We start from the raw sequence: 22,808 nt of genomic DNA on the forward strand, positions 1-22,808 counted from the left end.
GTTTTGTAAGGGTTTTATTTATTTTGATGAATGAACAAATTATCTAAATATACTTAAGTGAACATTTCGAGACTATAAACTTTTGAAATGGGGTCGATATAGACTTTGACAGGAAATCTTCCATTGAAAGGATTGATAGTATATGACTGTACGAGCAAACAACCTCGTTCAGAACTGGTTTCCGAGTGAGGACGGAAATGCAGCAGAGCGCAAAGAACTCATCAAATTGATGGAGCAGATTGTTTCAGGGGTCGATCACCTGAAAGATCCGAACCGTGCACACCTAAAGGGTGAAAAGAATCGCGAGGAGGATTTTTATCAAAAGCTCACTGAAACAAGTCAAATTCCGGTGAACGGCCAACAAGCGGAACTTGTGAATGAAGAATTACTGAAGCTTTTACATAACCATCCTTACCACACAAAGTATTTCTTCACGAACATTTTGCCGATGGCAAGTACACCAGGAATTCTAGGCATGCTAACGGCGATGCTGGTAAATGGAAACAACCTATGGGATGTGTATGGACCAGCAGGAGCGGAAGCTGAGGTCAGAGTGGTCTCAATGATGTCTAAGCTCATCGGATATGATCCAAGTGTGAGCGGGGGATATACAACATGGGGAGGTCAAGGAGCCATTTTCTCAGGACTGCGTTTAGCGATTGCAAAAGTTGCGCCGGAGTCACTACGAAAAGGAGTTCCGCAAAACCTTTATGCGTTTTGTTCTGATGCGGCACATTACAGCTTATTTAAGTCAATGGAAGCAACAGGACTAGGCACAGACAACTTGATCAGAATTAAGACGAATAAAGATCATTCGATGGATATGGAAGATTTGCGTTGTCAAATGGAACGTGTTGCACAAAATGGCGGAATTCCCGTTTATATTGTCGCAACAACCGGAACAACAGATGCCATTGCAATTGATGATGTAAAAGGGGTACGTGAAACAGCAGAAGCCATTGCTGAGGAGTATGGTCTAAAGGTGCCGCATATTCATGCAGATTCAGCGCTCGGCGGATTCTTTGCTTTCTTTAATGAGTATGATCTAGCTGAAAACCCGCTGCAATTCACAGACGGTGTTCTTCGTATGCTAAAAGAAATCAAAGCGAAATTCCAGCATCTTTCTCTTGCTGACACGATGTGCTTTGACTTTCAAAAGCTCGGCCAAACGCCTTACACATCTAGTTTATTCTTAGTGAAAAACGCAGCAGACCTAAAGCGTTTAGATCTGGAAGAACAAGAGACACCATACGTTGGTCATAGAGGCTACGGCGAATACCATACGGGTTATACACTGGAATGCTCAAGAATGGGAAGCTCAATTAGTATGCTGAGTGTGCTGTTAACGTTTGGGATTGAAGGCTACCAGCGCTTGCTTGGTCAATTCTTAGAGGTGAACCTTGCCTTCAGAGAAGCACTCAGTCAAGAAATTCCGCAAGCAGAAGTCGTGAATGATGACAACGTCGGAATGGCTACATTATTTAGAATTTACCTAGATGGCTCACCGCGCTTTCAAGAAGAAATTTCAGGCGAAGCGACGGCAATGGAAATTGAGCGGAACAATGAATTGAACAAAATGCTGTTTGAAAAGCTTGGAGAGAAACGAGACGAAATGTTCTTTGGGGATACAACGAAGTTTTTACTTGTAAATGCAAAAGAAGGACAAGAATTCTATCTAAGTGTTAGTAAGTTTTTTGTCATCTCACCTTATACGTTACCAGAGCATATCCCACATATCGTATCTTATTTAAAAGATGTGATCGCATCTGTTTGTGGACAATTTGAACATGTACATGCTTAAATCAAATCTGAGAGTGGAGATGTAGGAAAAAATGGCGAAACAAAGGAAATTTGGAGGATACACGATATCCTCTAAAATCATGTCAGTCGTTGTCGTAACATTACTAGCAACCGTTGCACTATTCGTTCTAACATTTTATCTAGTAAGTCAGGATTTATCATCCCAGTTATTAAAGCAATTTGATTATCGATTAACAACAGATATTGATACAGCGAAGAAAGAGATTGATAATGTGGATGGAAACGTCCTTGGTGTTAGCGGGAAAGATGATCCCCTTTATGTGGAGGTCAAAAAGAAATTCACAGAGCTTCAAGAAGATCATACGCTTGAGAACTTATATGTGCTTTCTAATAAAGGCGGCAAAGAAAGAATAATTATCTTAACCGGAGAAGAAAATGATTTTGATCAAGATTATGTCTTTTCAGATGAGATGAAACAAGCGCTCTCTGAAGATAAAATGGTCAAAAGTGATATTTACAAAGACTCATTTGGAACACATAAATCAGTCTTTTTGCCAATAAAGGATTCAGGCGGTGAGCTGACAGGGATTTTAGGGATTGATTTAGATGCATCTGTCGTGCCTGAAACAACGAAGAAGCTGACGATCTATATTACAGTGGCATCTGCCATTGTGCTCATCGGTGGTTTACTCTTCTCATTCTTTATGGGAAGAAGAATTGCGAAACCAGCACGTTCATTGATGGAATCAGCGAACCGAATTGCTGACGGTGATTTAACTGGTATGGTAGAGGTTGAAAGTAAAGACGAGATCGGCCAGCTTGCCGCATCCTTCCAAAAGATGCAGGGACGGATTAAAGAGCTCATTTCGAAAATCTCAAACTCATCTAGTGAAGTGTCGAAAATGTCTTCACAGCTTCGTACAGTGACGACCGAATCGAGTCAAAGTGCGCAGCAAGTATCAGAAGCTATGACGAATATGAGTGAAGGAATCAATGATTCTGTTGCAAATATTACGGATTGTACGACATCCGTTGCTGAGATCGATACTCAAATCGAAGGCGTCACCAAAGAAGTTGATGAAATGAAATCTGTTTCATCTGACGTACAAGAGCAATCAGAATCTGGTCAAAAATTAGTCAACCATGTGCTTGATCATCTGAATATGCTACATGATAAGATGACCAACTCAAAGCAGGCAGCAGAAGAATTACAATCTCATTCAACGGAGATTGAAAGTGTCATCTCGATTATTACGGACATTTCAGCCCAAACGAATCTGCTTGCACTGAATGCTTCAATTGAAGCGGCACGTGTTGGAGAAGAAGGAAAAGGGTTTGCTGTTGTGGCAGATGAGGTGCGCAAGTTAGCTGAGCAATCAGCGGATGCGGCTAAAACCGTTTCAGACCTCGTCATTGGTACACAGGAAAACAGTCAGCGCGTTCTTGAAAGCGTAGAGGAAAGCAGTAAAGCAGTGGAAGAAGGACGTGAGCAAATGGAAGGCACGTCACAAAACTTCGCATTGATTTACGACGGTGTGTCTCAGTTTTCAAGAAGAACGAACAATTTGCTTGCTTCTATTAAGCAAGTTGAGCAAGCATATCAAACGATTTCTACATCGATTGAGCAAATTTCTGTTGTATCGGAAGAACATGCAGCCAGCTCTCAAGAAGTAGCGGCAGCAACAGAACAGCAAAGTGCTGGTATGCAGCAAATTTCAAGTGCGATTGAACAGCTATCTGATATGTCAGAGGACTTAGCACAGATGGTTTCTACTTTCAAAATCGACAATAAATAACGAGAAAGGGCTAAAATGATTTTGATTTTAGCCCTTTGTCTTATGTTCAGTGTAGCTGAAGCTGACTCTTGTGAGAGAGTCAGCTTTTTTGCTATGCTTAATCAAATCGTTTCAGACGAAAGGAGAACGCCATGGATTTTGCACAGAGATTATCAGAAGAACGGATTAAAAAAGCGATGGATAACGGGGCTTTTGATGGTTTATCTGGCTTTGGCAAACCTCTGCCTAAAGATGACGCTGCTCATGTGCCTGAAGAACTAAGAATGGGCTACCGGATGATGAAAAATGCTGGCTTTGCTGGGGAAGAAACAGCATTGAAAAAAGAACTCATGACCGTCAAAGAGCTGCTCACTCCAGTATAGACGGAGAGGAAAGAAAAAAGCTTTCTCTCATATGTGAAGAAAAACAAAAACGACTGGATGAACTCACATCTAAGCGCCAAACTTTTGCCCGTCCAGCCTCCTCCTTTTATAAAAACAGGGTCTACGAAAAATTAACGGAGCATAAAAAAAGATGATGACACGAAGCCTCTCCTGAGCACATTGAGAGGGCTTTTTTTATGAAAGCGCTACATTTTGTTGTTGACTACATGTATATACAAATATAAAATAAGACTCAAACATGTATATACAAGTTTTTTGGTTCTTTTTTCTTATAAAAAACGATCTCGGAGGGGATAGCATGGCTGATTACCAGGCAGCAGCAGATCAGATTGTGAAAGCCATCGGCGGCAAAGAAAATATTGATCAAGCGACACATTGTGTGACAAGGCTGCGCTTTGTACTGAAGGATGAAGGAAAGGTTGATGAGAAAGCACTTGAACAAATAGAAGAAGTGAAGGGATCTTTCTCAGCGAACGGTCAATACCAAGTGGTGATTGGCCAAGGAGTCGTCAATCGGGTATATGCCGAAATGGTGAAACAGACAGGGATTGGAGAAGCCACAAAAGAGGACGTGAAGCGTGCCTCTGATCAAAAATTAAATCCATTGCAGCGTGCTGTGAAAACGCTTGCGGATATTTTTATTCCGATTCTTCCTGCCATTGTCACCGCCGGTTTATTAATGGGGATTAATAATATTTTAACAGCTCCTGATATTTTCTTTGATCAAAAATCGATTGTAGATGTGTATCCGGCATGGGCAGATTTAGCGAATATGATCAACTTGATTGCAGGCACTGCCTTCACATTCCTGCCCGCATTAATCGGCTGGTCAGCCGTGAAACGGTTTGGGGGAAATCCGCTTTTAGGGATGGTCCTTGGACTCATGCTCGTACACCCAGATTTATTAAATGCGTGGGGCTATGGAGCGGCTGAAAAGTCCGGTGAGATTCCTGTCTGGAATTTGTTTGGACTTGAAGTGCAAAAGGTAGGCTATCAAGGACAGGTCCTTCCGATACTCGTTGCCTCGTATTTATTAGCGAAGCTCGAATTGTTTATCACAAAACGGACACCTGAAAGCATCCAGCTATTAGTGGTTGCACCGATTACGTTATTAGTCATTGGCTTTTTATCCTTTATCGTCATCGGACCGATTACATTTGCAATCGGTAACGTGTTAACATCTGGACTTGTCGCTGTATTCCAGCAGTTCGCAGCACTAGGCGGTCTATTATATGGCGGTTTGTATGCGGCGTTAGTCATTACAGGAATGCATCATACGTTCCTCGCTGTTGATATTCAATTAATTAATTCAAAACTGCATGGCACGTTTCTATGGCCAATGCTCGCACTGTCTAATATTGCACAAGGATCAGCCGCACTTGCGATGATGTTTGTATTGAAAGATGAAAAGCAAAAGGGTCTCTCGCTCACATCAAGTATTTCCGCTTACTTAGGAATTACCGAGCCAGCGATGTTTGGCGTCAACTTGCGCTACCGGTTTCCATTTATTTTCGCACTCATTAGCTCTGGTTTAGCTGGTATGTTTATCGCATCTCAAGGGGTACTGGCAAGCTCAGTTGGTGTTGGAGGCATTCCAGGAATCTTCTCTATTATCCCGAAATATTGGGGCGCATTTGCGATAGGGATGGTCATTGTTCTCATCGTCCCATTCATCGGAACCCTTTTGTATGCAAAGCTGAAAAAGAAGAAAGATGTTTCACAAGAACTTAACTAGTGGTGGTGGATGAAATTGAAACAACAAACAAACGAACCGTGGTGGAAAAAAGCGGTGGTTTACCAAATTTATCCGAAGAGCTTTTTAGATACAACGGGCTCAGGTACAGGCGATATCAATGGGGTGACAAAAAAGCTCGATTATATCAAACAGCTTGGGGCGGATTGTATTTGGCTCACGCCAATGTATGAGTCCCCGCAGCATGACAACGGCTATGATATTAGTGATTATACAAAAATCCATGACATGTACGGCACAATGGCAGATTTTGAACACATGCTGAAGGAAGCCCATGATCGAGGCATACGAGTCATCATGGATTTAGCCGTCAATCATACATCCATTTTCCATGAGTGGTTTCAAGCATCTCGCGAGTCAAAGGATAATCCTTATCGAGATTATTATATTTGGAAGGAGCCTAAAGCGGACGGATCTCCGCCAAATGATTGGCAGTCAAAATTTGGCGGTCCAGCATGGGAACTAGATGAAGAAACAGGAGAGTATTATCTTCATTTATACGATGTCACCCAAGCGGATCTTAATTGGGAGAAGGATGAGATTCGCAGGCAAGTATACGACATCATGCATTTTTGGTTTGAAAAAGGAATTGATGGATTCAGGCTGGATGTCATCAACAACATCTCAAAGGATCAACGCTTCTTAGATGACGCCGGACAATCTGTACAAGGAGACGGCCGAATGTATTATACGGATGGCCCAAGAATTCATGAGTTTCTGCACGAAATGAACCAAGAGGTTTTTTCGAAATATGACAGCATGACAGTTGGAGAAATGTCTTCAACGAATATCGCAGACTGTATTCGGTATACAAGACCGGATCGACAAGAACTGGATATGACGTTTAATTTTCATCATTTAAAGGTCGATTATCCAAATGGAGAAAAATGGGCACTCGCACCATTTGATTTTCAGGAATTGAAGTCGATTCTATCTGAGTGGCAGACGAAAATGCATGAGGGCGGCGGCTGGAATGCGCTCTTCTGGTGCAATCATGATCAGCCGCGTATCGTCTCAAGATACGGTGATGATGAAACGTACCATCAGCAATCAGCGAAGATGCTGGCGACCACCATTCACCTCATGCAAGGGACGCCATATATTTATCAAGGGGAAGAGATTGGCATGAAGAATCCTCAGTTTGAGGACATCTCGTCTTACCGCGATATTGAATCACTCAATATGTATGAAGCCATGCTTGAAAAAGGAAAATCAAAGGAAGAAGCGCTCGCCATTTTACAGGTCAAATCAAGAGATAATGCGAGAACACCGATGCAGTGGACCTCAGAAAAGAACGCTGGTTTCTCAAAAGGAACACCATGGATTGAGCCAGCCAATAACGACATTTCGGTCCAAGCTTCATTAAAAGACAAGACGTCTATTTTCTATCACTATCAAGCCCTTTGCAAGCTGCGTAAAGAACTTGACGTGATCACATATGGAAGCTTCACCTTACTCTTAGCAGATGACCCGAAGGTTTTTGCTTATGTGAGAGAAAGCGGTGAGGAGAAGCTTCTTGTGATCAATCACTTTTACGCAGGAGAGACGGATTTTACGCTTCCTGATGAGCTTGTGCAGGCTGTAGATGAGATGGAAGGGCAAGTGCTGTTATCCAATTATGAGGATGTGCCGGCAGATATGAAGGGATTTACGTTGCGTCCATATGAGTCAATCGTTTATCATTTAACCAAACGCTAGAAAATGGGGCGGAGGGAAAATGAAAGAGAATAAGTTTCGAGTGATTTATGATCAGCTCGCAAAACGAATTGAACAAGGTGAATGGCAGGATAAAGGCATTCTGCCATCAGAGCATGAGCTGTCCTTGATGTATGACACATCCCGTGAGACGGTAAGAAAGGCATTAAATATCCTTGTGCAAAATGGCTATATCCAAAAAATCCGCGGCAAAGGCTCTGTCTTGCTGAATCGAGAGAAAATGCAATTCCCAGTCTCAGGTCTTGTCAGCTTTAAAGAACTTTCCCAAACGCTTGGCCGAAAGACCGTTACGACGGTTCACGAATTTGGTTTAATCAAACCGGATCAGTATATTCAGTCTCAGCTGAAAATTAGTGGGCAGGAGGATGTCTGGGAAGTCATTCGATCTCGTAATATTAGCGGAGAAGAAGTGATTTTAGACAAGGATTACTTTTTGCAAAAGCATGTGTCAGTCTTGTCGAAAGACATATGCGAAGGATCCATCTACGAGTATATTGAAGGAGAGCTCGGTGTATCAATTAGCTATGCCCAAAAGGAATTTGTGGTAGAGCCATGTACAGAAGAGGACGCCAAGTATCTTGATTTGAACGGGTTTGACCATGTCGTCGTCGTGAAGAATTACGTGTTCTTAGAGGATACAAGTTTATTTCAATACACTGAAAGCCGTCACCGATTAGACCGCTTCAGATTCGTCGATTTTGCAAGAAGGGAAAAAGTGGACAGAGCATAGGCTCTGTCCTTTTTCAGGTTTTGGGAAAAGTAGACGACAAATAGATCACCATTTTCAGGAGGAAAGATGATGAGATTAAATAGACCATTAAAATTACGGGATTTAGAAATTTTCAGCGTGATGAAAGATCAGCAGATTTTATGTTATGTCATCATTGAAGATACGCGAAAACCGTTTACGGAAGAAGACAGAAGGCTATAGCCATTATGTTATATGGATGAGGAAGATATACAAGCGATATTGAATGTTTTTCATATTTCCATTATCAATGATGAAAAATTAAGTGAAGAGGATTTAACGATGGTAAAAGGTTTTTTTGCTGATTTTGTAAATCATACGAACTTAACGAATTTTATTATAAGAGATTATGTTCAAGAGGATTTATATGCCGTCGATGATGAAGATGACATCACGTTCTTTAATAGAATGCTGCGTCATATAGGGTCAGATGATGTGAAAGAATTTGATAAGCGCAATTGGATTTATTTATCCCAAGATTGAGATGAAAAAAGGACAGAGCATAGGCTCTGTCCTTTTCTTTTAGGATGAAACATTTTTTCTTGTACGCTTGCGCTGGTAGTAATAAAGGATACCGCCAGCAGCGAGCATGAGCACACCGATTAGTACAGCTGTATACATCATTGTGGCTGTATTCGGCAGTGTGCCGCCTGGGAGGCCGGTTCCATCTTGGTTTGGATCTGTGCCTCCGCCTGGTGCTGTTGTTCCGCCGTCTCCGCCAGTTTGATCTGGGGTTGTTCCAGCTGCCTCGCTTTGGTTGAGGACGGTATATTCGCTGAAGTGCTCAGTTTGACCTAATACGACTCCGTTTTCAAATGATCCATTACTTGTTTTGGTGTAACGATTTTTCTTGCGATCCACATAATACACACTAGGTTTTTTCGCTTTTTGCGGCTCGTCTAGTGTAAAGGATAGTGTGACCGGGTCTTTAAAGGTCGAAACCTTTTTCTTGTCTTGTTTGATTTGGAAATCATACGTATCCGTTAATGCGTTTTTCACTTTATCCGTTTTTGTCATCCATATATCTGCGTTTTTCTCGGACAAATTTGAGAGCGGTAATGCGAGTCCCACTTTGTCATGATAGATGGTGACGTTTGGATCTTGCTCTCTTTTCTTCAGCTCGGCTACTTGTGCTTTTGATAGAGACAATTGAACGTTTTTCGCTTTGCTTGCTTTGTCTAAATAAAGCAATGCTTTGTTTGTATGCTGCACATATGTTTGGAATTTCTCATCATCTTGAATGTCATAAGCGCCTTTTCCTTTCACGCGAGGAAGGAACACTTCTTTCACCCTGTGATCGATGACAGGCGAAATCTTCCCATCTGCCTTCTCAATTTGCTCTTTGAAGATTTCATAGTCGACATACCCTAAGTCTTCGCCGTGAGAGGCTTCTGTGAAGACGCTGTAGCCGTCGCCGCCTGTGCCGACAAATGCGTTTGTAGCTACGCGGTATGTTTTCTCATCATCAATGTCTGTCAGTTGACCCTTTTGGTCTTTCAGTTTCACATCAATCAGTCTGCTGCCAGCTGGTTTACTGAGTGTAAACGTATATTCAATGCCAGCTACATGAGGGAATGCGCCTCCGCCTTCCTCAATGCCTGACAGCCCCTGTTCGAGTGCTTTTTTAATTTGACTGCCTTTTAAATCTGCGACATAAAGGGTATTTCCGAAAGGCATCACTGTTAAAATATCACCTAAAGTGATATCACCTTTTTCGATGCTTCCACGAATACCGCCGCCGTTTGTGATGGCAAGGTCAGCTCCAGCAGATTCTTGCGCTTTCTGCAGCATGCCGTCAGCAATAAAGTTCCCAAGATTCGTTTCCTTCGCACGGACATGCTCACGCTGGCCATCTAAAAGGACATCTGTATGGCCGACTTTTTCTGTTTTTAAATCTTGAATATCTGCTTTGTATCCATCAAGGATCGCTTTTGCCTCTGCATCTTCTTTGACAGAGTCATCAATCGGGATTAGGTCAAAAGAAGATTCTTTTGGCTGGACGACACCTTTTTTGTCAAAGGCCACGTCTACTTTTCCTAAAAATTGTCCGTAATCTTTGACTTGAGCGACGATCGTAGGTTCTTTTTTCTTGATAACCTTTAATTTTTCGACAAGGGTGTGTGTGTGACCGCCAATGATTAAATCAATTCCGTCTACTTTTTGAGCGAGCTCAAGATCACGGTTGTAGCCAATGTGTGTTAACGCAATGATTTTATTGATTTTTTCTTTTGTTTGAATGGTGTTGACTGTTTCTTTTGCTTTCTTGTACGCATCTTTAAATTGAATGTTAGGGCCGCTGCTGGATGTAATGGCTGTGTCTTCAGTCGTTAAACCGAATACGGCGACCTTTTCACCGTTTACATCGAGCAGGATGTAAGGGTAAATTCCGGCTTCTTTTTTCTCACCAGCTTTAAATGAGGCTGGTTTTTTCATTAAGTTACTCAATTGTTTTTCCTTCGAGACATCCACGTTTGATGACACGACCGGGAATTGAGGCTTTTCAAATTGATGACGGTTTTTCGGATCGACATCTGATGCATCACCTGTCAGGAATTGACGGAGTACAGAAGGACCTTTGTCAAATTCATGATTACCAAACGTCATGGCATCGTATTTCATTAAGTTCATCAATTTTAGATCGGCAAGTCCTTGCCACTTTGTGAAGTACAGGTCACCAGAGAAGACATCTCCAGCGTCTAATAGTATATTGTTCTTATTTTCAGCACGGATTTCTTTAATCTTTGTTGCGCGTCTTGCCGCATCATCAAGGTGTGCGTGTGTATCGTTCGTATGCATCACTGTTAAATTCCAGTTATCTGATGAAGGCGGTTCTGTTGTGCCATCGTCTTTAAAGGCTAGCTTGTACACACCAAGACCATCTGTGCTTGCGTTACGAATAAAGTCTACGCTGCTTGATTTCTCAGCAAACGGTTTGGCTAAAAGAGAAGATTCAAAAGTGACGGTTGCGCCTTTGATCGGTGCAATCGACCAGTTTTGATCTGCACTTGGGTTGATCGTTTTTTGTTCGATAATATAATCCATCAGTACTTGGCGGTTCTCATCTGCTGAGGCAAGCACTACTTTATCTTGCGTCAAATGAGGGAAGCCTCCGCCGCCAGAAGCACGATAGTTATTTGTTACGACTAAAAATTCTTGATTGTCAGAGACGGGTTTCCCGTTGTAAGACAGGTTTTTGATGCGGTTGGCATTGGCGTTGAGAAGTGTGCCTGTTGTGCTGTATTTAGCAGGCTGCGTCACATCGACTTGGTATGTCACGCCATCAATCACATCAAAGTTATACGAGCGGTATTCCTCGTTTAAAATCGGCTGTTCCTTTGCATCGTTCGGTTTGATCTGATTAAACTGGCCGGCAGACATTTCTAACCAGTCTTTCACTTCACTGCCTTTCAGTTTCACAATCTGCACAGTGTTATCGTAAAGGTAGAGATCGCCGATGTTCTTAATCGCTAAATCTCCTTTTGCGATATTTGTATAATAGTTTACACCGTTTCGGCCGCCGGCTTTAAACGGAGCACCTGCAGATAAAATCGGTAAATTTTGATACGATGTGTCCTTCATTTTTTCTTGTGCATACCATTTTTGGGCATCTGTCACAATTTGAATCGAAGGGTCATCCATCACTTGAGCGAAAAAGCTGTTAATGTCTGCTTCTGTTTTGCCAACAGGCTTTCTCACGTAATCAAGTGTGTTTTGATGCGTTGTTTGAATGGCATCTTTTACAGTGCTGTTTTGAGATGATACTCCGGCAACAGATTCGATCTTGCCTGTTCCGTCTGTGACCTTCCAGTTGCCTCCATCAGGCTCTAGTGTTAAATCAATGACTCCGAGGTAGCTGCCCCAGTTTTTTGACATGACGACTGGGATGCCGTTGATGGTTCCTTTTGAGACATTGAATTTGTCGACGCCGTTATATTCAGCGCTTGGGAATGTGCCATGCTGGTGGCCTGATACAATGGCATCGATGCCTTTTGTTTTCGTGGCAAGGTCAAAGATCATATTTTCTGATCCTTTAGGTGAAGCGGTTTTTTCAATTCCTGTATGAGCAAGAGCGACAATGACATCTGCGCCTTTCTCTTTCATTTCAGGAATGGTCTCATTGGCAGATTCGACGATGTCCTGCACTTGGACTTGTCCATCTAAATGCTTCTTATCCCACGTCATAATTTGTGGTGGAACGAATCCTATGTAACCAACTTTCACAGTTTGTGAGGCTCCGCTTGCATCTTTAAAGGTTTTATCTTGGATCACATAAGGTGTAAAACGGTGTTCTCCATTTAGCTTTTTGACGTTCGCATTAACAATCGGGAAATTGGCGCCCGCAATGGTACCGTCAAGGAAGGATAATCCGTAGTTAAATTCATGATTGCCAAGTGTTCCTGCATCGTATTTTAGTTTGTTGAGTGTATGAATAATAGGGTGAACCTTTGTTTGATTGATGATGCTGTCTTTCTCATTTTTGTAAACGTATTCTCCAAGAGGGGTTCCTTGAATCAGGTCTCCGTTATCAACAAGGAGTGTATTTGGATTTTGTGAGCGGTGCTTGTCAATGAGCTCGGCTGTTTTTGCCAAACCAAATTCATTTGTCTCTTTGTCGCTGTAATAATCATAATTCATCATGTTCGCATGAACATCGGTTGTGGCTAAGATACTGACCTTTACGGCTTTGCCGTTTTCTGTTTCTGCATGAGTAGGTACTGCTGGGAGAATGAGACTAATCATCATAATGGAAGTGAGCAGAATAGACAGGTTTTTCCTTCGTTTAGACCTATGTGCTTGCTTCTTCACCTGATCTCCGCCTTTCTAATTTTTTTGACCACAATACCTATTGTAGAAATGTTTCGTTAACTTTTGTAGTTATTTTTTGAAGATTATTGTAAAGATAACATAAATCATACGAATTACCTTGTTAAGGGAATGTGAATGAGTCTAAATACTCATTTTTATCATAAGGGGTTTTCTGATAGGGATAGGATGTTTGATTTCAACATGCCCGGGTATAGTGTGTAGTGTAAACGATAATCAAGCAGGAGGGTTTCTACATGGGTAAGAAAATTGCAGTTGTATTAACAGATTACTTTGAGGATGTTGAATTCACCGAGCCTGCAAAAGCCTTTAAAGATGCAGGTCATGAGTTGACAGTCATTGAAAATGAAAAAGGAAAAACAGTGAAAGGGAAGCAAGGAGATGCAGAAGTGAGAGTGGATGCGTCTATTGACAACGTGAAGCCTGAAGACTTCGATGCACTTCTCATTCCTGGCGGTTTCTCACCAGATATTCTGCGTGCAGATGATCGTTACGTCCAATTCACTAAAGCATTTATGGATGAGAAAAAACCAGTATTTGCGATCTGTCACGGACCGCAATTGCTCATTACAGCGAAGACGCTTGAAGGAAGAGGCGCGACTGGCTATACATCCATCAAAGTCGATATGGAAAACGCAGGCGCTAAATTTAAAGACGAAGAAGTCGTCGTTTGTCAGGATCAGCTTGTGACAAGCCGTACACCTGATGACATTCCAGCCTTTAACCGTGAATCATTAAAACTGCTTGAGAAATAAAATCGCAGTTGTAAAGCCAGCACCTTGCGGGGTGCTGGCTTTTTGTGTGCATGATGTAAGAAAACTGCGTGTAGACCATAAAAACAGTTTCCTTTTTCACCATTATTTTCTTAAGTTTTTTAGCTCGCTTGCGATGGCTTGCATTTCACTTGGGCTGAATGAAGATTTTTTCATCACCATTTGGTGAAGAAATTCAATATCTTCGTACTTGTCTGGACTGAAGTCCTCTGCTTTGATGACTCCAATGTTCAGCATATTTAACTTTTGCGAAATGTCTTCAATCAGCTGATTGACTTCAGCCGCTTTTTGCTCTGACAAGGGCGGCACGTCCTTTCCTGCATATGTGTCGAATAATATGTCTATTTTAACAGAAATGCAAAAGAATAAAAGGGCTATTAAGATGACACAGAGATGTTTTTCTCCTTTTTCTCCTGCTTAATCTTAACAATGATTCGTTTGGATTCAAATACGACAACCCCTGATAAACCGATGAGCCCGATTAAGTTTGGAATCGCCATCAGTCCATTTAGCATATCTGCCACACCCCAGACGAAGTCATTTTTAAACACGGCACCAAAAAAGACAGCCATCACAAACACGATACGATAATACATGACGTACGAATCCTTCGCCAAATATGTAAAGCATTTTTCGCCATAATAGGACCAGCCAATGATGGTGGAATAGGCAAACAAGAGCAGCCCGATTGCCACAATGGTTGAGCCAGCTGGACCGAGGAAGTGAGCAAAGGATAACGAGGTCAGCGCATCACTTTTCACTGTTAAATACATATCTGCCATGACAATGGTAATGCCAGTGATAGAACAAACAATGATTGTATCAATAAACACTTGCGTCATAGAGACGAGAGCTTGACGGGCAGGCATATCCGTTTTCGCAGCCGCAGCCGCAATTGGTGCTGACCCCAGACCTGCTTCATTGGAAAATACACCACGTGCCACACCCCAGCGAATGACAGTCCCAATTGCACCACCTGCCACGGCTTGACCGGTAAAGGCATCTGAGAAAATAAGACCGACTGCGCCTGGAACAAGGTCAGCATTCATAACAAGAATGATCAGACCGCAAATGACGTAAAATAAAGCCATGACCGGTACAAAAATAGATGTGACCCGTCCAATGCTTTTAATTCCGCCTAAAATCACAAGTGCTGTAAAAGCTGTAATAATGATACCTGTTACCCATGTTGGAATTTGAAAAGTAGAATTCATAACGCCTGAGATGGAATTAGACTGTACCAGGTTGCCGATCCCAAAGGCAGCACTGGCACCGAAAACAGCAAATAGCACCCCTAGCCATTTCTGCTTTAACCCGTGCTCTAAATAATACATAGGTCCGCCAGACATTTCGCCTTTTTCGTTTTTGACCCTGTATTTCACAGCAAGAACAGCTTCGGCAAATTTGGTGGCCATCCCGAAAAATGCAGCAAACCACATCCAGAATACTGCACCAGGACCACCCGCTATAACAGCCGAGGCCACACCTACGATATTTCCTGTACCGACAGTTGCAGCGAGAGCCGTCATTAATGCTTGAAAATGGGAAATATCTCCTTCTGACATTTTGTCTTGTTTTGAAAAAGCGAGCTTTAAAGAATAAGGAAGTAATCTAATTTGAATGAAGAGAACGCGAAAGGTGAGGTATATTCCAGTACCAACAATTAAAATCAACAGGGGAGGCCCCCACAAAAAATTGTTCATCGTTGTGACAAACTGCTCAATTATTCCCATCTAATATCCCCCTTTGTTTGTGTAATTCTCCTAAAGTTTCTCCTGTTTTTGTGTATTTTGTCAATGGCGATGAGAGCTTTTCTTGCAAAGTTTCCAAAAGAAAAGGGAGTTGATATGATAGAGAAAAGGTTTTCGAAAAGAACTCTTAGGGAAAAGATAGGAGGAGAATGAAGGATGATTCATGTGTTATTCGTGTGTCTTGGCAATATTTGCAGGTCACCGATGGCAGAGGCCATGTTTAGAAAAAAAGTAGAAGATGAGGGGCTTAGCGAGCACTTTGTGATTGATTCAGCAGGTATTGGTGGATGGCATCAAGGCAGTCCCCCGCATGAAGGAACGCGAAAGCTGCTTGATGAAAAAGGCATCAGCTATGAAGGAATGTCCGCAAGACAAATCATGGATGAAGACATCACAACATACGACTATATCATTGCGATGGATGCTGAAAATGTAGGGGCACTGCGCAGTATAGCCGGCTATGGGAAACATCACTTTATTGGCCGTCTTCTTGATTTTGTAGAAGACGACGATCGAGATGATGTGCCAGATCCTTATTACACTGGGAACTTTGAGGAAGTCCATGAATTAATTGAAACAGGAATTGACCGTTTTTTGACGTATGTAAAGAAAGAGAACCACCTTTAACTGAAAGGAGATCAGACGAGATGGAAGAAAAAAATCAAATCGTGCTCCGAGGAGCTCTCTTAGGTGCCGCTTGCGGCGCATTGCTGACTTTATTTCATCGACCAACAAGAATTGCACTCAAAGACAAATGGAATGACTGCCAGCAAAAGCTGGATGAGTACCGTCAGGAGCCAGGCAGAATATCAGCTTGCATGAAAGAAAAGATGGAAGAAACGAAGCAGCTGATGCGAACAGTCTCAGATGATTTGTCATTTTTAAATGAACAGGTCAATCAGTTAAAGGAAACAACCCCAAGGGTATTAGAAATTATTGAAGAAACAAAGGATCACTTTCAATCGAAACAGACAGATTGATCATTGGAGATGAGGCGTATGGGTTTTATTAAAGCGTTAATTGAACGCTTTTTGCTGCATGAAGGACCGGCAAAATCTGCTGAGCTTGCCTATTTCTTTTTGCTTTCATTATTTCCGTTTCTCATCTTCGTACTGACACTCGTTGGGTATTTGCCGCTGACGTCAAAGGATGTCCTGAGCGTCATTTCTGGTTATGCGCCAGAAGGAGCGCTATCGATGATTGAATCCATCGCCGAACAGACGCTGAATAATCGGAACGGCGGGTTATTGTCGTTCGGGATTATTGCCGCGCTTTGGTCAGCATCTAACGGCATTAATGCCGTCGTTAGAGCATTTAACCATGCTTACGAAGTTGAGGAGAATCGTTCCTTCATTCTCGTACGTTTAACATCGATCATTTTAACGATTGCGATGGTTTTGACCATTATTTTTGCCCTGATGCTGCCTGTCTTTGGCAAAGAACTTGGTTTATTCGTCGCTAAATTAGTTGGGAAGTCAGATGCCTTTCTCACTGTATGGACTGCGATGAGATGGATCATTAGCCCGCTCATTTTATTGATTGTTTTTACATCCTTATACTATTTTGCTCCAAACATCAGGCTGAAATTAAAATTTGTTCTGCCAGGCGCCATTTTTGCATCGATTGGATGGATTTTGGTGAGCATGCTGTTCTCATTTTACGTAGGCGAGTTTGCCAACTACAGTGCGATGTACGGAAGCATTGGGGGAATCATTATTTTAATGATTTGGTTTTATTTAACCGGCATCATGATTATCCTTGGCGGCGAGCTCAATGCGCTTTTACATAAGCGTAAAATCGTACCAGGCAAACTATAATGAAATCCGGGCATCCTAAAGAAGAACGATCAAGTTCAAACTGAATGGATGGGGGAAATCACATATGTCCAAACAATCAAAAAAAGGCGGAAGCAATACGAAACAAAATAAAGGCCATCAACCTAAGAACAAAACAAGCGGCAGTGCGAACGGACAAAATGGATATCATTAAATGAAAAAAAACTCCTCTGCATGGGTGCAGAGGAGTTTTTATTTAGAAATGGCTTCATTGGAGTTTTCAAGAACTGCCGCCGTCCGTCCGAATCGAACGCAGAAAAACACGAATAATATCACGATGCTGACAAGGTAAAGTAAATTCATACCTTCAAACGTTTGCACAAAGATTCCACCGAGAACAGGACCGAGAATACTTCCCGCACTAAACGCCATCCCGCACATCAAATTTCCAGCAGGCAGCAGATGCTTTGGCAATAAGTCGGTCATATAGCTGATGCCAAGTGAGAAGGTAGAGCCTACAGCCATTCCGGCAATAAAGAAACAAATCGCAACAGCCAAAACGGATTGAATGAATATTCCTGCTAGTAGGAAAAAGAAAGATCCAACGAGTGTGACACATAAAATGATGCGGCGTCTGCCAAACCGGTCGCTGAGCATCCCAAGAGGAAGCTGAAAGACAATGCTCCCAATGGCAAACGCAGGTAAAATAAACGCAACCGCATCTACTGTCACCCCGCTTCTTAGCGCATATACAGGGAAGTTACTATTAAGCGTCGTTTCTAAAAATCCATAGCAAAACGGCATCATAAAGGCGACCCAGCCAAATTGAAAGGCTTTCTTAAAGCGCTTCAAACTGTTTGTCTGCTCTGACGTCTGCACTTCGCCACTATCTGGATATGTATTTTTCAAAACAAAAACAAGCAGCCAAATACATAAGCTAACAGCACCAGAAACAATGAAAGGTAAAGATGGATTGATTTCAATGAGTGGTGTTAAAAAAGGTCCAGCGGCAAAACCAAGTCCAAAAGATAACCCATACAATGAAATATTTCGCCCGCGGTTTCTCGATGACGACGCATAGGTCACCCAAGTCTGTGTAGAGAAATGCAGCATATGGTCACCAATCCCGATCATAAGCCGCAGGAAGAACCAGACAACATAAGATTCAAAAAAAACAAAGCTGAACAAGCTTAAAAAGACAGCAGCGCCGCCAATCACGATTAACGGCTTAAATCCAAACCTTCGAAGCGGTGCTTCCATAAAAGGAGACGCAAGCAGTACACCGAGATATAAGCCTGTGGCATGCAGTCCGTTTAACGTAGGAGAAGTCCCGGCATGTTCAAAAATAATCGAAATGACAGGCAGTAACGCTCCCTGCGAAAAACCTGATACAGATACAAGTAAAATTAAAATCATAAAGTGAATTCTCGACATAAGAAGCTCCTTACAAGTTCATATTTTCATCGTACAATGGAACCATAGGGGTTTCAATAGAAAGGTGGAAAAGGAATGAAACTGAGATACGAAACGGATCGATGGATCGCGAGAATAGATGAAGGGCAGCTGCATATATCAGGCAATGAAAAAACGGGGTACAGGCCATCTCAATTATTCACCTCAGCTATTGCTGGCTGTTTTGGAGAAATGCTCATTCATGTGTGCCGGAAAAAGCGAATATCTTGTGAAGGGCTGACGATCACACCTGAAACGACAAGGGCAGGAGCTGTAAACAAGATTTCCAGCATTCATTTACATATCTTATTTGAAGACATTAATACATCTGATGAACAAATCGATAAAGTGATCACCCTTGCATTGAAGCATTGCTCTATGGTGCAGTCCGTGAAAGGAAGTATTGATATCACCTTCTCACACGCGCGAATCTAACATGTATATGATGCCGGCACTCACGAAAGAATAACAGTCAGACATATGTAAAGGAGAATGGCTGTATGAATCGTTTGTTTCTTGTGATTGTCGCAATTGGTGTACCGCTATCGGTGATTGGCAGTTTTCTTCATTTTCCGCAGGTTATCATGTTTGCTGTGTATTGTATCGCGATTATTGGTCTTGCTAGTTTTATGGGAAGAGCCACAGAAAGTCTTGCCATCATAGCGGGCCCCAGAATTGGCGGGCTTTTAAACGCCACATTTGGAAATGCGGTGGAGTTAATTATTTCGTTTTTTGCATTAAAGCAAGGACTGACAGCCATCGTCCTTGCATCATTAACTGGATCAGTGATCGGAAACTTACTGCTTGTGGCGGGGCTGTCTTTTTTCGTTGGCGGTTTAAAATATAAGCGCCAAGTGTTCAATGTCCACGATGCAAGGCACAACTCAGGCTTGCTCATGTTTGCCATTATTGTGGCGTTTGTCATTCCAGAAGTGTTTTCGGTGGAGATGGCAGAGAATAAACAGTTTGTTTTAAGCATTGGGATCAGTATTGTCATGATTTTGCTTTATGTCGCGGCGCTCTATTTCAAACTGGTCAGCCACCGCGGGGTGTATGTTGCTAAGCAGGAGAGCATGGAAGGCGAAGCAGAGACGGAAGAAGAAACACCTGAATGGTCTGGAAAGTTTGCGACTTTGATTTTGCTGCTTGCAACGATGGCCGTTGCGTACATTTCAGAGCGCCTCGTCCATACATTTGATACGGTAGGGAAGCAATTTGGCTGGAGTGAGCTGTTTATCGGAGTCATTATTGTGGCCATCGTCGGCAATGCCGCAGAACATGCCTCTGCTGTTATCATGGCGTATAAAAACAAAATGGATGTCGCAGTGGAAATCGCTTTTGGTTCCACGCTTCAGGTGGCGATGATGGTGGCACCAATCCTTGTCATCAGCTCGCTTTTTTTCAATACGCAAATGCCGCTCATTTTCTCCTTACCAGAGCTCATTGCCATGGCGTCCGCTGTATTACTCACAGTCATTTTATCTAATGACGGAGATACCAATTGGTTTGAAGGCGCCACATTACTTGCTGCCTATTTCATTATGGCGATTGGATTTTTCCTTTTATAATCTTTTGTGGATAAGGGACGACTTTGCGGAAAATACTATGGAAAAATGAATGAGAAAGAGTGATGATATGAAAAAGATGCCCCGCATCATGTTTGTTGTTCTCTTATCCTTAAGTTTTCTATACAGTTTTCCAGCGGAGGCGGCGAAACCATTTAAGGTGCCATCGTCTGTCGCTAGTATTTCTAAGGAGAATACGTATCCGAATGCGTCACAGGATCAGCCATTGCTCCAGCCGAGCGAGCTGACAGCCGATTTGTTTAAAACAACAGATGTGCCGATTGAGAATACCCATTTGATCAAAATGCTGAATGAATCCAGTATTTCAGGGACGCCATTAGCTGTTGGTTACCGTGCGACCATTTTCCTTGGAAGATGGGCACTGAGCTACGATTCAAACGAAACGGTGGCCAACTGGGAATACAAAAAAGTGAATACAAATCACATTGATAACAGAGGCGGCACCAAAACAGCCATTGGCAAGTACGTTCAAAAGCAGCAAGTAAAAGTGAGCGGCGGGCTCACAGCAAAGGTGCCAAGCCCAGAAGATGTAAAAACATTGATGATGCAAAAAGCCATTCAAAAGACAAAGCTGCCCCTCGCTTTTGACACCGTGATTGGCGCAGGAACAAAGCGAGATCAGTCATACCACGTCTCTCCGAAAAAAGCAGCATCGCTTCATGCCTATGCACCAGCGATTAATGAAAAAGGAAAGGTGACATACGGAGAAGTGTACCTTGTGCTTAAAGGAAATAAACGCAAACTCGTCGTGAAAAACGTGACCTCACAAGGAATCGGTGCTTGGATTCCTGTGCAGGATCACCTGACGTTTGGGTTTCAAGGGATGAATTAAAACAGTCATCTCCTCTTATCAATAGGGGAGATGACTGTTTTTTTTGCTAATACGGTTTCTCTTTTTTTCTCTTCAGTTCATTTATGTAAAAGTTAAAGATTTGATATAGATACCACGCGATGTAGAGAAAGAAAATCATTTTTGTTACTATCATAAAGTTGCTGAAAACAAAACTTAGCCCAATAATAGGAATGATCATAAATCCATAATAAGAAAACCACCATGTTTTAAAGATGAAGCTTAGCTCCTTGGAAAGATGTAGAAATGAACATTTTATTTATATATTACATGTCTTTCAGAAAATAAAAAAGCCGTAGCAGCAGTTGAATGAACTCAACCACGACTATGGCTTCAATTTTTATTCCCCTAAATCCACATTATGATAAACCTGCTGCACGTCTTCAAGCTCTTCTAATACATCGATTAGTTTCTCGAATTGTTCTTTAGATTCATCATCTAATGTCACTTCATTTTGAGGAAGCATTGTGATTTCAGCGACAGTGAATTCTTCTACGCCGGCTTGTTTGAATGCTTCTTGTACTTGATGGAATTGATCTGGTTCAGCGTACACAATCACCGTTTCATCTTCTTCCATGATGTCACGTACATCAACGTCTGCTTCCATTAAAAGCTCAAGCGTTTCTTCTTCACTTTTTCCTTCGACACCGATGACAGCTGTTTGGTCAAACATGTAGGCAACAGAGCCGCTTACGCCCATGTTTCCACCATTTTTTCCGAAAGCCGCACGAACATCTGACGCTGTGCGGTTCACGTTATTGGTGAGGGCATCAACGATCACCATTGATCCGTTTGGACCAAATCCTTCGTAGCGCAGCTCATCGAAATTCTCTTCCGCACCGCCTTTGGCTTTTTCAATGGCACGGTCCACGATGTGTTTTGGGACACTATATGTTTTTGCACGTTCTAGGACAAAACGAAGTGCTTGGTTTGATTCTGGGTTTGGCTCACCTTGTTTGGCAGCCACATAGATTTCACGCCCGAATTTTGCGTAAATACGACTTGTACTGGCATCCTTTGATGCTTTCTTTTCTTTAATGTTGTTCCACTTACGACCCATCTTATTCACTCTCTTTCACTTAGAAAATACACAGTATGAGGGTCCCCATGCTGCATGAATCAATCTATTTTCTATTATACATGAATTAGTCAAGAGGATAGAAGTTAGAGGGGCTGACTGAAGAGATATCTTAGCTGATGTGTCCAAGCTGTTCAAACGTTTCATGTTTTTCATGAGCCCGCGTCAGTTCATCGCATCGAATGATCTTTCCATCTAATAACGTGAAAAGAGCCATGACATCAATAAAACCCCTGTCTCCGCTTACGAGTTCCACATGTACCGTGTAACGAAAACACCCTTGCTGCGCCTCTTCATCAAATAACACATCATGAAAAGCGGGGATCTCAAGCTGTTTTGTCAATCCTTTTAATGTGGATAGATGCTTTTTAAACTCATCAAGTGTCGAAACCTCTCCATCTGTCACTTGCTGATATTCAGGTGAAAAATATGTCTCCACTTTTTCTATATTGAATTTGGTTAACACCTCTTCATACATCTCTTTAATAAATGATAGCGCCTCTTTTTTTGTCATGAATCGACATCCTTTCTTTTTTGTTAACTAGTTAACAAAAAACAATCA

18 protein-coding genes and 2 pseudogenes are annotated in these 22,808 nt (G+C 42.2%); 14 read left to right on the forward strand and 6 right to left on the reverse strand.

The features are described from left to right. Window positions 1–142: 142 nt before the first annotated feature. The 7 genes and pseudogenes from MHI16_RS04115 to MHI16_RS04145 all read left to right on the forward strand — a co-directional run bounded on the left by MHI16_RS04115 (window position 143) and on the right by MHI16_RS04145 (window position 8,640). Window positions 143–1,801 carry a pyridoxal-dependent decarboxylase gene (locus tag MHI16_RS04115; protein WP_180309400.1) on the forward strand — a complete coding sequence of 553 codons (1,659 nt, stop codon included), beginning with the start codon at window positions 143–145 and terminating at the stop codon, window positions 1,799–1,801. A gap of 31 nt (window positions 1,802–1,832) precedes the next feature. Beyond that, complete coding sequence (locus tag MHI16_RS04120) at window positions 1,833–3,557, forward strand: methyl-accepting chemotaxis protein (RefSeq protein WP_058015719.1); 1,725 nt, start codon at window positions 1,833–1,835, stop codon at window positions 3,555–3,557. Window positions 3,558–3,688: 131 nt separating this feature from the next. Further along, window positions 3,689–4,074: pseudogene (locus tag MHI16_RS04125) on the forward strand (DUF1992 domain-containing protein). A 164-nt stretch (window positions 4,075–4,238) separates the two neighbouring features. Beyond that, window positions 4,239–5,675, forward strand: coding sequence for a PTS system trehalose-specific EIIBC component (gene treP / locus MHI16_RS04130; RefSeq protein ID WP_003213824.1), 1,437 nt, complete (start codon window positions 4,239–4,241; stop codon window positions 5,673–5,675). Window positions 5,676–5,690: 15 nt separating this feature from the next. After that, a complete protein-coding gene (gene treC / locus MHI16_RS04135; RefSeq protein WP_144463020.1) occupies window positions 5,691–7,391 on the forward strand; it encodes an alpha,alpha-phosphotrehalase in 1,701 nt (566 codons plus the stop codon). Between the two features lie 19 nt (window positions 7,392–7,410). Then, window positions 7,411–8,139, forward strand: coding sequence for a trehalose operon repressor (treR, locus tag MHI16_RS04140; protein ID WP_012009259.1), 729 nt, complete (start codon window positions 7,411–7,413; stop codon window positions 8,137–8,139). 66 nt (window positions 8,140–8,205) lie between these two features. Further along, window positions 8,206–8,640 (forward strand): annotated as a pseudogene (locus MHI16_RS04145) (terpene synthase). Between the two features lie 39 nt (window positions 8,641–8,679). Here MHI16_RS04145 and MHI16_RS04150 read toward each other — a convergent pair. Next, a complete protein-coding gene (locus MHI16_RS04150; RefSeq protein ID WP_342498103.1) occupies window positions 8,680–12,963 on the reverse strand; it encodes a multifunctional 2',3'-cyclic-nucleotide 2'-phosphodiesterase/3'-nucleotidase/5'-nucleotidase in 4,284 nt (1,427 codons plus the stop codon). 254 nt (window positions 12,964–13,217) lie between these two features. Here MHI16_RS04150 and MHI16_RS04155 point away from each other — a divergent pair, with 254 nt between their 5' ends. Further along, the gene (locus tag MHI16_RS04155) at window positions 13,218–13,736 is read left to right on the forward strand and encodes a type 1 glutamine amidotransferase domain-containing protein (protein ID WP_342498104.1); all 519 of its coding nucleotides are present in this window, start codon (window positions 13,218–13,220) and stop codon (window positions 13,734–13,736) included. A gap of 102 nt (window positions 13,737–13,838) precedes the next feature. Here the strand turns inward: MHI16_RS04155 and MHI16_RS04160 are convergent, their stop codons facing one another. Together MHI16_RS04160 and MHI16_RS04165 are read right to left on the reverse strand one after the other, a co-directional pair. Next, the gene (locus tag MHI16_RS04160; protein WP_003214000.1) at window positions 13,839–14,054 is read right to left on the reverse strand and encodes a DUF1128 domain-containing protein; all 216 of its coding nucleotides are present in this window, start codon (window positions 14,052–14,054) and stop codon (window positions 13,839–13,841) included. Window positions 14,055–14,131: 77 nt separating this feature from the next. Further along, a complete protein-coding gene (locus MHI16_RS04165) occupies window positions 14,132–15,487 on the reverse strand; it encodes a sodium:alanine symporter family protein (protein WP_058015725.1) in 1,356 nt (451 codons plus the stop codon). A gap of 174 nt (window positions 15,488–15,661) precedes the next feature. Here MHI16_RS04165 and MHI16_RS04170 point away from each other — a divergent pair, with 174 nt between their 5' ends. Genes MHI16_RS04170 through MHI16_RS04180 form a run of 3 tightly spaced genes read left to right on the forward strand, consistent with a single transcriptional unit; the run spans window position 15,662 to window position 17,322 of the window. Continuing rightward, on the forward strand, window positions 15,662–16,132 hold the full coding sequence (locus tag MHI16_RS04170; protein WP_058015726.1) for a low molecular weight protein-tyrosine-phosphatase: 471 nt from the start codon (window positions 15,662–15,664) through the stop codon (window positions 16,130–16,132). A 20-nt stretch (window positions 16,133–16,152) separates the two neighbouring features. Then, complete coding sequence (locus tag MHI16_RS04175) at window positions 16,153–16,485, forward strand: YtxH domain-containing protein (RefSeq protein ID WP_058015727.1); 333 nt, start codon at window positions 16,153–16,155, stop codon at window positions 16,483–16,485. Between the two features lie 18 nt (window positions 16,486–16,503). Then, a complete protein-coding gene (locus tag MHI16_RS04180; protein WP_144463014.1) occupies window positions 16,504–17,322 on the forward strand; it encodes a YhjD/YihY/BrkB family envelope integrity protein in 819 nt (272 codons plus the stop codon). Window positions 17,323–17,532: 210 nt separating this feature from the next. Here MHI16_RS04180 and MHI16_RS04185 read toward each other — a convergent pair whose 3' ends face one another. After that, window positions 17,533–18,714, reverse strand: coding sequence for an MFS transporter (locus MHI16_RS04185; protein ID WP_306011849.1), 1,182 nt, complete (start codon window positions 18,712–18,714; stop codon window positions 17,533–17,535). A 75-nt stretch (window positions 18,715–18,789) separates the two neighbouring features. Here MHI16_RS04185 and MHI16_RS04190 point away from each other — a divergent pair, with 75 nt between their 5' ends. From MHI16_RS04190 to MHI16_RS04200, 3 genes are all read left to right on the forward strand, one after another. Next, a complete protein-coding gene (locus MHI16_RS04190; protein WP_144463008.1) occupies window positions 18,790–19,167 on the forward strand; it encodes an OsmC family protein in 378 nt (125 codons plus the stop codon). A 65-nt stretch (window positions 19,168–19,232) separates the two neighbouring features. Further along, the gene (cax, locus tag MHI16_RS04195) at window positions 19,233–20,300 is read left to right on the forward strand and encodes a calcium/proton exchanger (RefSeq protein ID WP_058015730.1); all 1,068 of its coding nucleotides are present in this window, start codon (window positions 19,233–19,235) and stop codon (window positions 20,298–20,300) included. Between the two features lie 88 nt (window positions 20,301–20,388). Beyond that, window positions 20,389–21,150, forward strand: coding sequence for a YfkD family protein (locus tag MHI16_RS04200; RefSeq protein WP_342498171.1), 762 nt, complete (start codon window positions 20,389–20,391; stop codon window positions 21,148–21,150). Between the two features lie 358 nt (window positions 21,151–21,508). On the opposite strand, the gene MHI16_RS04205 is transcribed toward MHI16_RS04200, so the two are convergent. Then, window positions 21,509–22,228, reverse strand: coding sequence for a YebC/PmpR family DNA-binding transcriptional regulator (locus tag MHI16_RS04205; protein WP_012009270.1), 720 nt, complete (start codon window positions 22,226–22,228; stop codon window positions 21,509–21,511). 130 nt (window positions 22,229–22,358) lie between these two features. After that, the gene (locus MHI16_RS04210) at window positions 22,359–22,760 is read right to left on the reverse strand and encodes a nuclear transport factor 2 family protein (protein ID WP_342498105.1); all 402 of its coding nucleotides are present in this window, start codon (window positions 22,758–22,760) and stop codon (window positions 22,359–22,361) included. Window positions 22,761–22,808 lie beyond the last annotated feature (48 nt).

Source organism: Bacillus sp. FSL K6-0923 (genome assembly GCF_038630825.1).
Classification (GTDB): domain Bacteria; phylum Bacillota; class Bacilli; order Bacillales; family Bacillaceae; genus Bacillus; species Bacillus pumilus.